This is a genomic window from Paucisalibacillus algeriensis (assembly GCF_000577245.1).
Lineage (GTDB): Bacteria > Bacillota > Bacilli > Bacillales > Amphibacillaceae > Ornithinibacillus.
The window spans coordinates 34,896-47,761 of the sequence record NZ_CBYO010000011.1 but is presented as its reverse complement, the minus strand read 5'-3'; the positions used below and the strand labels follow the sequence as shown (position 1 = coordinate 47,761).

18 protein-coding genes are annotated in these 12,866 nt (G+C 34.0%); 14 read left to right on the top strand and 4 right to left on the bottom strand.

Features of this window, described 5'->3' with window-relative positions; genetic code table 11:
- The first annotated feature begins 29 nt into the window (after positions 1-29).
- The 6 genes from sirA (at position 30) to TY11_RS07480 (ending at position 3,017) form a co-directional block, all read left to right on the top strand.
- Positions 30-482 (top strand): sporulation inhibitor of replication protein SirA, encoded by a 453-nt coding sequence (gene sirA / locus TY11_RS07505; protein ID WP_042144657.1) that lies wholly within the window; start codon positions 30-32, stop codon positions 480-482.
- Between the two features lie 51 nt (positions 483-533).
- Positions 534-755 (top strand): YneF family protein, encoded by a 222-nt coding sequence (locus TY11_RS07500; RefSeq protein WP_026907542.1) that lies wholly within the window; start codon positions 534-536, stop codon positions 753-755.
- 161 nt (positions 756-916) lie between these two features.
- Positions 917-1,621 (top strand): cytochrome c biogenesis CcdA family protein, encoded by a 705-nt coding sequence (locus TY11_RS07495; protein WP_042144654.1) that lies wholly within the window; start codon positions 917-919, stop codon positions 1,619-1,621.
- A 54-nt stretch (positions 1,622-1,675) separates the two neighbouring features.
- Positions 1,676-2,107 (top strand): Na(+)/H(+) antiporter subunit B, encoded by a 432-nt coding sequence (locus TY11_RS07490; RefSeq protein WP_042144652.1) that lies wholly within the window; start codon positions 1,676-1,678, stop codon positions 2,105-2,107.
- 33 nt (positions 2,108-2,140) lie between these two features.
- Complete coding sequence (locus tag TY11_RS07485; protein WP_042144649.1) at positions 2,141-2,512, top strand: response regulator; 372 nt, start codon at positions 2,141-2,143, stop codon at positions 2,510-2,512.
- Between the two features lie 25 nt (positions 2,513-2,537).
- On the top strand, positions 2,538-3,017 hold the full coding sequence (locus TY11_RS07480) for a CcdC family protein (protein ID WP_042144646.1): 480 nt from the start codon (positions 2,538-2,540) through the stop codon (positions 3,015-3,017).
- A 12-nt stretch (positions 3,018-3,029) separates the two neighbouring features.
- On the opposite strand, the gene TY11_RS07475 is transcribed toward TY11_RS07480, so the two are convergent.
- Entirely contained in the window at positions 3,030-3,494 is a 465-nt protein-coding gene (locus TY11_RS07475; protein WP_042144644.1) for a DUF2621 family protein, read from the bottom strand.
- A 253-nt stretch (positions 3,495-3,747) separates the two neighbouring features.
- On the opposite strand from TY11_RS07475, the gene TY11_RS07470 reads away from it, so the two are divergent.
- The 7 genes from TY11_RS07470 (at position 3,748) to TY11_RS07445 (ending at position 10,070) form a co-directional block, all read left to right on the top strand.
- Entirely contained in the window at positions 3,748-4,875 is a 1,128-nt protein-coding gene (locus tag TY11_RS07470) for an ATP-binding protein (RefSeq protein ID WP_052345776.1), read from the top strand.
- 249 nt (positions 4,876-5,124) lie between these two features.
- On the top strand, positions 5,125-7,836 hold the full coding sequence (gene acnA / locus TY11_RS07465; protein ID WP_042144642.1) for an aconitate hydratase AcnA: 2,712 nt from the start codon (positions 5,125-5,127) through the stop codon (positions 7,834-7,836).
- A 173-nt stretch (positions 7,837-8,009) separates the two neighbouring features.
- Positions 8,010-8,606, top strand: coding sequence for a TlpA family protein disulfide reductase (locus TY11_RS07460; RefSeq protein WP_042144640.1), 597 nt, complete (start codon positions 8,010-8,012; stop codon positions 8,604-8,606).
- A 76-nt stretch (positions 8,607-8,682) separates the two neighbouring features.
- Positions 8,683-8,829 (top strand): FbpB family small basic protein, encoded by a 147-nt coding sequence (locus TY11_RS20080; RefSeq protein WP_155982687.1) that lies wholly within the window; start codon positions 8,683-8,685, stop codon positions 8,827-8,829.
- Positions 8,830-8,994: 165 nt separating this feature from the next.
- On the top strand, positions 8,995-9,222 hold the full coding sequence (gene tlp, locus TY11_RS07455) for a small acid-soluble spore protein Tlp (protein ID WP_042144638.1): 228 nt from the start codon (positions 8,995-8,997) through the stop codon (positions 9,220-9,222).
- Positions 9,223-9,345: 123 nt separating this feature from the next.
- Complete coding sequence (locus tag TY11_RS07450; protein WP_042144635.1) at positions 9,346-9,771, top strand: acyl-CoA thioesterase; 426 nt, start codon at positions 9,346-9,348, stop codon at positions 9,769-9,771.
- A complete protein-coding gene (locus TY11_RS07445) occupies positions 9,771-10,070 on the top strand; it encodes a hypothetical protein (RefSeq protein WP_042144633.1) in 300 nt (99 codons plus the stop codon). The genes TY11_RS07450 and TY11_RS07445 overlap by 1 nt, the downstream gene beginning before the upstream one ends.
- 17 nt (positions 10,071-10,087) lie before the next feature.
- Here TY11_RS07445 and yidD read toward each other — a convergent pair whose 3' ends face one another.
- The 3 genes from yidD to plsY form a co-directional block, all read right to left on the bottom strand.
- Positions 10,088-10,324, bottom strand: coding sequence for a membrane protein insertion efficiency factor YidD (yidD, locus tag TY11_RS07440; RefSeq protein ID WP_042144630.1), 237 nt, complete (start codon positions 10,322-10,324; stop codon positions 10,088-10,090).
- Positions 10,325-10,348: 24 nt separating this feature from the next.
- The gene (gene folE2 / locus TY11_RS07435) at positions 10,349-11,260 is read right to left on the bottom strand and encodes a GTP cyclohydrolase FolE2 (RefSeq protein ID WP_042144628.1); all 912 of its coding nucleotides are present in this window, start codon (positions 11,258-11,260) and stop codon (positions 10,349-10,351) included.
- Positions 11,261-11,344: 84 nt separating this feature from the next.
- Positions 11,345-11,926 carry a glycerol-3-phosphate 1-O-acyltransferase PlsY gene (plsY, locus tag TY11_RS07430; protein ID WP_042144625.1) on the bottom strand — a complete coding sequence of 194 codons (582 nt, stop codon included), beginning with the start codon at positions 11,924-11,926 and terminating at the stop codon, positions 11,345-11,347.
- Positions 11,927-12,178: 252 nt separating this feature from the next.
- Between plsY and TY11_RS07425 the strand changes: the two genes are divergently transcribed.
- Positions 12,179-12,601 carry a CoA-binding protein gene (locus TY11_RS07425; protein WP_042144623.1) on the top strand — a complete coding sequence of 141 codons (423 nt, stop codon included), beginning with the start codon at positions 12,179-12,181 and terminating at the stop codon, positions 12,599-12,601.
- Positions 12,602-12,866: the final 265 nt, after the last annotated feature.

Sequence of the window (12,866 nt, the reverse complement as noted above, 5' to 3'; positions counted from 1 at the left end):
TAGAAGAAAAGGGGAGGGACGCTAACACAATGAAAGAATACAAGATTTACTGGATTAAAGAAGAATTCGCTAAACATTACTATTATAAAAGTGATATACTATATCGATTTTTAAGAGAATTTCATAACAAACAATATCGAGTAGATTTAGTATCGCAATTTAATTTCATTACAGAAAGCTTCCCTAAGGATCTATTAATGTTCCAATTACTAAGACAACCCAAAAACAAATTACAGAGCGACCATACTTTTGATAAAATTGAACTTGAAAATAAGCATAGCTTTATCTCTTTACATATCGAGGAAAAACAGATAAAATTTCGTTGTGAAACATTACAGGATGCTGAAACATTATTATTTCCTGCCTTAAGACGATTTCACCCATACCTTTTCATTATCGATGATTATTATGAAAACTATGGTTGGATTTCTCCTGTAAGGACAAGTGTTGGATATAATAATGAACAAGTATTGTATTCTTAGAACTGTTTTACTATACTGTATAAGAGACAGCACGAAGGAGGAAAACGATAGATGGACGTAATTTGGGTAGTACTTATTGCTATTGCAGCTTTAATCGCTGGTGTTGCTCTTGGATTTTTTATCGCAAGAAAATACATGATGAGTTATTTGAAAAAGAATCCACCAATTAATGAGCAAATGCTTCGTACGTTAATGATGCAAATGGGTCAAAAGCCTTCACAAAAGAAAATCAATCAAATGATGCGTGCAATGAATAATCAAATGGATAAATAGTATACCGGAATAATTACTATCATATTTTACATTGCACTGAGATACCCCATACTAACGATTAGTAGGGGTTTTTTCATGACAATATATTGTCATATTCATTACAAAAGTGTTAATCATATTCTGCTATAATGAAGGTAGAATAACAATTCAGGAGGATTCTTATGTCTGAAGTTAATATGTTTCTTGCCTTTGGTGCAGGATTTCTGTCTTTCATTTCACCTTGTGTATTACCACTCTATCCAGCTTTCTTATCATATATAACTGGAATGAGTGTAAGTGAGATAAAAGCAGACAATAAAATGTTGAATCGGAATAGTATATTACACACCATATTCTTTTTATTAGGATTTTCAACTATTTTTATTATTTTTGGCTTTTTTACATCTGCTCTCGCACAATTTCTAATTACATATCAAGATATTATTAGACAAGTAGGAGCGCTATTAATCATTTTCTTTGGCCTTGTTATTGTAGGTATTTTTAATTTCAAGTTTTTAATGAAAGATAAAAAAATCACCTTTAAAAATCGGCCATCAGGTTTTTTAGGCTCCTTTATAATTGGGCTGGCATTTTCTTTGGGGTGGACTCCATGTACAGGTCCTATTCTTGGGGTAGTATTTACTTTAACAGCAACTGACCCAAGTAAGGGCATGGTTATGATGATAGCTTATATCCTAGGTTTTTCAGTCCCATTCCTTGTATTATCTTTCTTTATCGGAAAATTAGGATGGATAAAAAGAAACAGTCATAAACTAGTTAAAATTGGTGGCTATATTATGATTTTATTGGGCATCGCATTATTCTTTGACTGGATGACAAAACTAACTGCTTTCCTAGCAGGTTGGATAGGTTTCTATGGATTTTAGTGGAAATCTGTATTATGATAATACGTAAAGATTCTACATAAGGACGTGTTATCATTGAACAAACCTAATAATTTGATTCTACAAACAGCTACTTCACTAATCGCTTTTCTTCTATTAGGGTTTTCCTTATATTTATTTTTTGCAGGGCATAATTCACCAGGTGGAGGATTTGTTGGAGGTCTTGTTACCGCTGCTGCAATCGTATTACTTTATATGGCATACGGTACAGATTTTGTAGATAAGATTCTACCAATAAATTTCCGAGTCCTAATACCAATAGGGTTATTAATTGCACTTTTGACAAGTATGGGATCGTTTTTATTCAATGTCCCGTTCTTATCTCACACATATGATTACTTTACTTTTCCAATTTTTGGAAAGGTGGAGCTCGCTACTGCAACATTATTTGATTTAGGGGTTTATCTTACGGTTGTTGGTGTGACAGTTACAATAATTGTTAATATAGCTAACGATCGAAAAGCGTAGATTTGGATTATTAAATAGTGGGGGATCTGTTAAATGTCTAGAATTCTAATCGTTGATGATGCAAAATTTATGCGCACGACACTCCATGCAATCTTATCTAAAGATAATCATGAGATTGTTGGAGAGGCAGAAAATGGTGAAGTGGCAGTTTCACTTTATGAAAAAACTAAACCTGATTTAGTAATTATGGATATTACAATGCCTGTTATGAATGGTATTGATGCAATAAAAAAAATAAAGGAAATTGATGTTAACGCTCAAATAGTTGTATGTTCGGCGATGGGGCATCAAAAGGTAGTTGTCGATGCTATTGAACTTGGCGCTAAAGACTTTATTGTGAAACCATTTGACGAGCATCGTGTACTAGAAACAGTAGAACGTGTATTGTCATATATTACTAGCTAATCATTAGACTGAAAAGAGTGTTACTATGTTTTGGATTATAGCAAGTACTATTGTAGCCTTTTTTATGGCATCATTGATGATTGTTGTGCGACTTAGAGCTTCCAGAAGACCAGCGTCTGTAAAGCGTATTATTTTACCACCGTTATTCATGAGTACTGGTGCATTTATGTTTGTTTTCCCAGAATTTCGTGTACAGTGGATGCAAGTTTTAGAGGCGTTAATAATTGGGGTTTTGTTTTCAGTCCTTTTAATTAAGACCTCAAAATTTGAGATTCGAAGAGATCAAATCTATCTTATTCCTTCTAAAGCATTTGCGTTTATTTTAGTTGGTCTTTTAATTATAAGACTGATTCTAAAACTAATTATAGGAAGTACAATTACATTGGGTGAAACAAGTGGGATGTTCTTTTTATTAGCCTTTGGAATGCTTGTTAGTTGGAGAATAGCAATGTTATATAAATATAAGCAATTAGAGAAACAGATAAAGGTGCCTTCATCAACGTGAAGGCACCTTTAACTAATTCTTCTTGTATTGTGCTTGCCAATTAGTTCGATAATCATCTTTAGAAAGTTTAAATAATGGTTCGTATAGCGTGACATCAATTCGCTTTTCTTTTAATTTTTTCCTTAGAAATTTATGGTCACGTTTTGGTGTTGCTAAGATATAGCCTTCAATAACAATCTCTTGATTAATTTTTGACTTTCCTTTTTCAAGAGCGACTTGTCCAATTTTACTAGCTATTTTTTGCCTTGCAACATCACGAAATAACTCTGGCACAGGGGAGACTAACTCCTCAAGTAATACTTTTTCATTTTCATCCCACATATGTTTCGACTTTTCAAGATAATGAACTTCCCAATCCATCATGGATTTTCCATCTGCTTTTGGTATCTGTTTTAGAAATTTACGAAACATGAAGTAACCACCGATTGCCATAAATATTATCATAAAAAATCCCCAAAACACTATAACATATGACATAATATCCACCTTTTTTCAGCCTATTTATTTACTAGATATCAACATTTTTGTTGAATTATATGTAACAATGCTGTAATTTTACTACTAAAGAGATAAATAATTCTGATAAGCCATTACTTTTAACTATTATCTATGCTACTATTATTATAATTATAGTTTTGATTTTAAACAACTTTCATATTTGTATATCATTCAACATATAGTATTATTAAGCTATGAAAAAGGATGAATTTGTAATAAAGGGGCGGATTCAATGGGGAAAGAACCAAATAAAAATAATTTAGATCCTGTTTCGTCAGTTACAATCAGCCCTTTTGAAAAAGTTTTTGCGATATCTAATAACTCTAGTCTAGTAAATTTACCCGATGCAATAGTTAGTTGGATTGGAGAGAATAGTAGTGACTTTTTCTCAGTATGGGATGAAAAAGGATACGGTCAATATTTCTCACCGGCAGTTGAGCGGGTGCTCGGCTTTAAAGCGGACGAACTAGTAGGAAAATCTTACCTTGATTTAGTTCTTCCCGAAGATATTAAGTATTTAAGAAAAGAGTTCAATAAAGAATCATTTACAAATCAAACATTTAATGTGAATATTCTAAGTCTTGAACAGAAATACATATGGTGTGAATGTAAACTTGCAAGATTAAAGGATTCTTCGAATGTAAATACATATTATGTAGCTAGTGTTCGGGACATTACAGAAAAGAAAGAAACAGAAGAGATGATGATTCGTTCAGAAAAAATGTCCATTGCTGGTCAACTTGCAGCCGGTATTGCACATGAAATAAGAAATCCCCTCACATCAATAAAAGGTTTTCTTCAATTGCTACAAGCAGGGGTTAACCGTAAAGATGTATATTATAAAATAATGATTGATGAAATCGAAAAGATGGAAACCATAACATCGGAATTACTGTTTATTTCTAAACCGCTTACAGATAATAAAAAACAAGAATCTATCTTAGAAATGATACGAGATGTGTCAGAGCTTTTAAAACCTCAAGCCAAATTAAAAAACATATTATTAGAGACGATTGGGGAAGATCAATTTGTTTTTTGTGATAGATCCCAGGTTAAACAAGTATTAATCAACATTATTAAAAATGCCATTGAAGCAATGGAGGAAGCCGGGAAGATAATTGTAAAGATAGTGGATTCAGAAATTGAAGTTAGAATAGACATAGTAGATGAAGGTCCAGGAATTGATGAGGAAGTCATACATAAATTAGGTGAACCATTCTTTACGACCAAACAACAAGGAACTGGTTTAGGATTAATGATTACAAAACAATTATTAGAAAGACATAATGCAAAGCTTGAGATACTACAGAATAAAGAAAAAGGTAGTACATTCCGGATTATTTTTCCAAAACCGAACTAATTCCATATACTTCATTATAATTAACTGTGAAAACAATAAATACAACCATATAAGAAACGCTTATCACCTTGAATAAGTTTTTCGTATAGTCAATCGAGTATGAAACAATTGTTTTATACTCGATTTTCATTTAATATGAATATGTAGAAAACTATTAGAATTTGGATATGCTTATTAGATTAATGAATGACCTAAGTTTCATAGCAAACATTCCAATTCTTGAAAAACAGCAGAAAGGGGTTTTTGCGAGTGGGAGAGAATTCTATCTTCGATGCAAAGAAGAAGTTCGACCTTAATGGTAAAACCTATAACTATTATGAATTAAAAGCTTTAGAAGAAGCTGGCCTAGGTAAAATTGACAGACTACCATTTTCTATTCGTGTTTTACTAGAATCTTTAGTTCGTCAATATGATGGCCGTGTAATTAATGATGATCATGTAAAAGCATTAACAAAATGGGGTACAAAAGAGGGCGTTGGGGTAGATGTACCTTTCAAACCATCTAGAGTTATCTTACAGGACTTCACTGGTGTACCAGCTGTAGTTGATCTTGCTTCTCTACGTAAAGCAATGGTTGATTTAGGTGGTAATGCAGAGGTAATTAACCCAGAAGTTCCAGTTGATTTAGTTATTGACCACTCTGTACAAGTAGATCAATATGGTACAGCAAGTGCTCTACAAGCTAATATGGATTTGGAATTTCAGCGTAATGGAGAGCGTTATGAATTCTTACACTGGGCTCAAAAAGCATTTAAAAACTATCGTGCTGTTCCTCCAGCAACTGGAATTGTACACCAAGTAAACCTTGAGTATATTGCCAGTGTTGTTCATGAACTTGAAAATGAGAATGGTGAATTTGATGCATTTCCTGATACATTAGTTGGTACTGATTCCCATACCACAATGATCAACGGTCTAGGAGTACTAGGTTGGGGAGTTGGAGGTATTGAAGCAGAAGCTGGAATGCTTGGTCAACCATCATACTTCCCACAACCAGAAGTAATTGGTGTTAAATTCACTGGTAGCTTCCCTCAAGGAACTACCGCAACTGACTTAGCTCTGAAAGTTACACAAGTACTACGCGCACAAAATGTAGTAGGAAAATTTGTTGAGTACTATGGTCCAGGCCTTGCTGACATGCCACTTGCTGATCGTGCTACAATTTCAAACATGGCTCCAGAATATGGTGCAACTTGTGGTTTCTTCCCTGTTGACGAAGAAGCACTCAACTATTTACGCCTAACTGGACGTAGTGAAGAGCATATTCAATTAGTTGAAAAATATTGTAAAGAAAATGACCTTTGGTATTCAGCTGATATGAAAGATCCTGAATATACGAACGTTATTGAAATTAATTTATCAGAATTAGAACCAAACCTTTCTGGTCCTAAACGTCCACAGGACTTGATTCCACTATCTAACATGCAAAAGGAATTCAAGAAGGCTATTACTGCTCCTCAAGGAAACCAAGGATTTGGTCTAGATAAATCAGAGTTTGACAAAGAAGTAACAGTTAAACTTTCTAATGGTAAAGAAACTGTTATGAAAACAGGTTCTCTTGCTATTGCAGCCATTACATCTTGTACGAATACTTCCAACCCATATGTAATGTTAGGCGCAGGACTGCTAGCTAAGAAAGCGGTAGAAAAGGGATTAGAAGTACCGGCTTATGTGAAAACTTCATTAGCTCCTGGTTCTAAAGTTGTTACACGTTACCTAGAAGATGCTGGTTTAATGCCATATCTTGATAAATTAGGATTTAGCTTAGTTGGTTATGGTTGTACAACATGTATCGGTAACTCAGGACCACTTCTTCCTGAAATCGAAGAAGCTATTGCTAAGAATGACTTAACGGTTTCATCTGTTCTATCTGGTAATCGTAACTTTGAAGGTCGTATCCATCCATTTGTAAAAGCAAACTATCTTGCATCACCTCCATTAGTTGTTGCTTATGCACTTGCTGGAACTGTGGATGTTGACTTAGCTAAGGATGCAATCGGTACAGATGCAGATGGCGAACCTATTTACTTAAATGATATTTGGCCATCAATGGAAGAAATTAAGCATGAAGTAAATCGTGTAGTAAACCCAGAAATTTTCCGTAAAGAATATGAAAATGTATTTAGCTCTAACGATAAATGGAATGAAATTCAAACAACTGATGAGCCTATTTTTGAATGGGATGAAGAATCAACTTATATTCAAAACCCACCTTATTTCGAAGGTTTATCAAAAGAACCTGGAAAAGTGGAAGCACTTAATAACTTGCGCGTAATTGGTAAGTTTGGTGATTCCGTGACAACTGACCATATCTCACCAGCAGGTGCTATCGCGAAGGATATGCCAGCAGGACTTTATCTACAAGAAAAAGGAGTTTCACCAAGAAACTTCAACTCTTACGGTTCTCGTCGTGGTAACCATGAAGTAATGATGCGTGGTACTTTCGCAAATATACGTATCCGTAACCAAATTGCTCCTGGTACAGAGGGTGGTTACACAACTTACTGGCCAACTGGTGAAGTTATGCCAATTTATGATGCAGCAATGAAGTATCAACAAGATGGAACTGGTTTAGCAATTCTTGCTGGTAAAGACTATGGTATGGGATCTTCTCGTGACTGGGCAGCAAAAGGTACTAACCTTCTTGGAATAAAGATGGTTATCGCTGAAAGCTTCGAACGTATTCACCGCTCCAACTTAGTTATGATGGGTGTTTTACCATTAGAATTTGAAAAAGGGCAAAGCGCCGAGACTTTAGGCCTGACTGGAAAAGAAGCATTCAACCTAGAAATTGGTGAAGATGTTAAACCACATGATCTTGTAAAAGTTACTGCTACTGACGAAAATGGCAAAACAACTGAATTTAAAGTCGTAGTTCGCTTTGATAGTGAGGTTGAAATTGATTATTACCGTCATGGTGGTATTTTACAAATGGTATTACGTAATAGATTAGCTAACTAATTTTTTAACGGGCTCCTATAGAAGGAGCCTGTTTTTTATTATATATGGTTCATTATGTACAAATTGAATATGTGAAATCTCTTTGACTTTTGTGTTTAATTCTTTATTAATGTAACCTAGAATGTATACTATTAATATAAGCGATAAAAACATATTGGTTGGGAGCACATAAAATGTTTAAAAAGATAATAGGGATAGCAGTTTTAGTAGTTCTAGGTGTTTTTTTAGTAATAAATATAATTGAAACGAATAAAAAAGAAGAAGCATCAGGGCCAAATATGGTGGATGTAACGGGAGATACTTCTGTTGAAGGGGTTCAAATTGTTTCTCCGGGTTCTGTAGGAATCCAAGAAGGTGATCAAGCTCCGGATTTTGAATTACCACTATTGGATGGTGAAATGGTAAAGCTATCCGAATTAAGTGGCCAAAAAGTGCTAATTAATTTCTGGGCTTCCTGGTGTGGACCATGTAAAAAGGAAATGCCTGAACTTGAACAATTATACGCAGAACATGGAGATGAAATTAAAATTATTGCAATTAATGCAACTGATTCTGAAAGAAATGAACAGGTTGTTCGAGAATACATCGATGAAAATGGTTATACATTTCCAGTTGCATTAGATGCAGACATGAGTGTTACGGATCAAATGTATAGAGTAGTATCTATTCCAACATCTTACTTTATAGATACAGAGGGTAAAATTCAAACTCGATATGTTGGACCAATGACTTATGAATTTATGATTAATACAATCAACTCTTTAAATTAAGCGGTTATAATTTTGCAAAAATTATTATAAAAAGAAGAAGAAATGGTAATACTTCTTATTAAAAGGGGTGATTACCATTTCTTTAAAGAAAAGACTTTCATTTGAAGAGCTGGTTCAAGCTAATCGTCAGCAAATATTAGAAGACAGGGCATTCTTGGACCGAATTGAAGATAATCTAGAAAAAAGAGCGAAAGAATTATTAACGAAACGTAAAGAAGCATGACAGTTTTATTGGATGTTCATGAATGTTACCTCTTAATGTTGTAATCAAATTGTTACAATATTAAGAGGTTTTTTCATTATCCTAATGATATTTATTGGTATAGTTACGCTAGATAATCAAAGAATAACAATGAAGTTTGACAACTATTAAAAAGGAGGATGTCAAATGACTGATCAACAACATACACCGAAACCTGACGATCGTAGCGATAATGTAGAAAAGCTGCAAAATATGATTCAAGACACCATTGAAAATATAGAAGCTGCACATGAAACAATGCAATTTGCTTCCGGTGAAGAGAAGCAGAATATTTCTGAAAAGAATAAACGTCGTGAAGAAGCAATCGAAGGGTTTCGTTCAGAAATTAAAGATGAAGTAAATAGTCAAAAATAAGCATCACAACCCCAAATTTTTAACCGATTTGGGGTTTTTTCTTGTGATTATAGGGTGCTTAATCAGTCTTGGAATAGAGAGAATTGTGGTAAACTTAGAATGGAGAGTAAGGAGGAATTATAGTTGTATAGTGTTAAAGTTCCAATTGAGGTTAGATATCAAGAAACAGATCAAATGGGTGTTGTGTATCATGCTAATTATTTAGTTTGGTTTGAAATTGGACGAACTAAATTCATTGAGCATTTAGGATTAAGCTATGTGGAGATGGAAATGAATAATGTTGTTTCACCAGTAGTTGATGCGCAGATCTCATTTAAAAAGCCAGTTAAATATGGTGAAAAGGTCTTTGTCGAGACTTGGATTGAACAATATGATGGACTAAGAACGGTTTATGGATACAAGATTATTGATGATAACGAGGAAGTAAGGGTTTCAGGAAGCACCAAGCATGTTATCGTTAAAAAAGATAGTTTTAGACCGCTATCGTTACGAAGGACGTTTCCTGAATGGCACGAATTATATTTGCAAAATATTGCAGGTGAAAAATAATGGCCTTTGGATTGAAAAGAAAAGAGGTTTTAAGATGGAAAACAAAAGTGGAAAATGGAGAAATAGCATTTTTAACACATTATTGGTTAGATGATCGTTTTCCTGGATGTACAACCGTTACAAAAGTAGGCTGTAAGAATATTAGTTCACTTATTGATTGGGGCCAACGATATGATTTAGATCCAAAATGGATACATCGTGATGAGAAGCATCCTCACTTTGATTTATTTGGTGAAAAACAAAAAGAAGTATTATCAAGGGAAGGGAAGTGGGATCAAATAGAAAGATTTAACCTATAATATAACGCTCAAGAAAATTATCTTGAGCGCGTTTTCTCTTTCTTATCAGGAACGTAATCTACACCACCAGGATGAAATGGATGGCATTTACTAATCCGCTTTATTGTTAAATACCCGCCTTTAATTGCTCCAAACTTTCTGATTGCCTCGAGCCCGTATTCAGAACAAGTAGGATAGAATCGGCATGTAGAAGGTGTGAATGGACTAATAGCACTTCGGTAAAATTTGATTAGTCCGATAAAAATGTATTTCATGAAATGACCTTCTTATAAAAGTTATTATATATCGTAACGTATTGTTGCGATTGCATCATGCATATGAATTGACTCTTCATTCTGGCATGTAACGGAAAAGCCTTTAACAAACGGTAATTCATATAAATCTGCTGCTACTAAACGTGCCATATCTTCAACGAATCGTGGATTTTCATAAGCTTCTTCCGTAACCATTTTTTCATCTGGACGTTTTAGAATAGGATGTAGTCTAGAACTTGCATTACTTTCAGCTGCTTCTAATAATGCATATTTCCAGTCTTCTGTATCATCAAAGCTATCTGAAAGAGTAACCTCCATAGTCACATTTCCTCGTTGATTATGTGCGCTATATTCACTTATTTCTTTTGAACATGGACAAAGTGTCGTGACAAGCACGGACATCCCAACACGTATTTGGTAACCTTTTGTTTCGTCATATGATACTTTTATTGTTAAATCCGCATGGTTCAATCCGGTTATGCCAGTACTCGGTCCCTTACGCTCATAAAACCAGGGGAAAGTAAATTCGACTGTTGCATCGCTTTGTCCTAAACGATCCGCTAGTTCTCTCGTAAATTCTTTTAAAACAGAGAATTCAACATGAAACCCATTCTTACTATAAGTCGCTAATTGCTCCATAAATCGACTCATATTTGTACCTTTACTTGATTGCTTAATACTAGATGTAAAGGTAAAAGATGCAATACTTGTTTGGACCTTCGGCTCTGCTTTGCTATGAATTAAGATAGGATGTTTCACATTTGTAATTCCAACAGCATCAAGTTCAAAGAGAAAATCCTTCTGTAAATTTTGTAGGTCTGCCATTTTTTCTTTCTCAACAGGCTTATTTTTAGGACCAGGTTCAACAGAGCCAAATAGTTTATGTCTTTCTTCCTTTGTAGGTAGACTTTTTGGCGATATATGATTTGAATTCATGATTGTTATCCCTTTCTTCACTGCAAGACTTGTCTCATATCAAAGTATAATCTAACTCCTTATTTTATTTCAATTATACCGCTTCTACATCCATTTGATTTTTGGTTCCGTTTTATTAATAATCCGTTTAATATTAGCAATGTGACGATATATAACAAATAACGTTAATGCTCCAACTACGATCATTAACCCAATATCCCCGAAAAAAATGGACACTATAAATGAAATCACACCAGTAATCATGGAAGAAAGTGAAACGTATTTAGAAATTTTTAATGATAATAAGAACGTGACAATCATAACAGCAAATAAGATTGGGTTTACTCCAAGGATAATTCCACCTGAGGTTGCTACTGCCTTACCACCTTTAAAACGAGCAAATATCGGATAAGTATGACCCAACACAGCAAAGATACCAATTGCAAGTTGATACACATCTACATCGAAGAATACTGGCATTAATGTTGCTAACGTTCCTTTTAAAATATCCGCTAACGTTACGATAATACCAGCCTTAACGCCTAACACACGAAATGTATTGGTACCACCTAAATTACCACTCCCATGCTGGCGAATATCAATGTTAAAGCCAACCTTTCCAACAATTAAGGCAGAAGGTATAGACCCCAAAAGATAAGCAACTATAGCAAATAGAACATATTCCATTTAATTCCCTACTTTCATTGATTATTTACTTAACATTATGTATACTCCATCCATTTTATCATGAACTATTAAGATTAGGTATTAATATATTAAGAATAGGGTATATCCTATTCAAAATTATACAAAAGATCTTTAAACTATAAAATATTTTTGTGGCAAAGTACTAAGATTGTCTGAAAGGATAAAACTGATAATATTTTAGTTAACATGTTAAACTAATACTAAGTATCAATCAAAAAGGAGAAACTTATCATGAAAAATCCATCAAACGATCAAATAAAAGAATTGCTAGAAACCGCAAAAACCATTGCAGTAGTTGGACTATCAGATAATCCCGAAAGAACATCTTACCAAATCTCAAAAATAATGCAAGATAGTGGATATCGAATTATTCCAGTAAATCCTACTGTTGAGGAGGTATTGGGTGAAAAAGCATACCATTCTTTACTCGATATCAAAGAACCTATAGATATAATTAATGTATTTAGAAGACCAGAATTTTTACCTGAGATCGCTAGAGAAGCTACAATGACAGACTGCAAAGTTTTCTGGGCACAACAAGGCATAGTAAACGAAGAAGCTTATCAATTTCTCACAGAAAAGGATTTTACCGTGATCATGGATTTGTGTATAAAAGTTGCTCATGCTGTACTTCTGAAAAATAAAAATAGGTAGCGCTATAGAACTTTCATTCTGAAATAACTTTCTTTACTTTTGTAAAAGGATGGCAATTGTCATCCTTTTCAAATTTGCAGAATCTATTAAGATAACCATGGATAATATGCAGGAGCGCAATAGAACTTCTATACATTTCAAAATATCTTGTAGTATACTAATTAGGATGCTGTTTTGGTAATTAACAGAGACTTTACAAAAACAAACACCTGTTCTACTATATAAAATATGACAATTTGAATTATTGGTGAAGGGAGAAAACGGA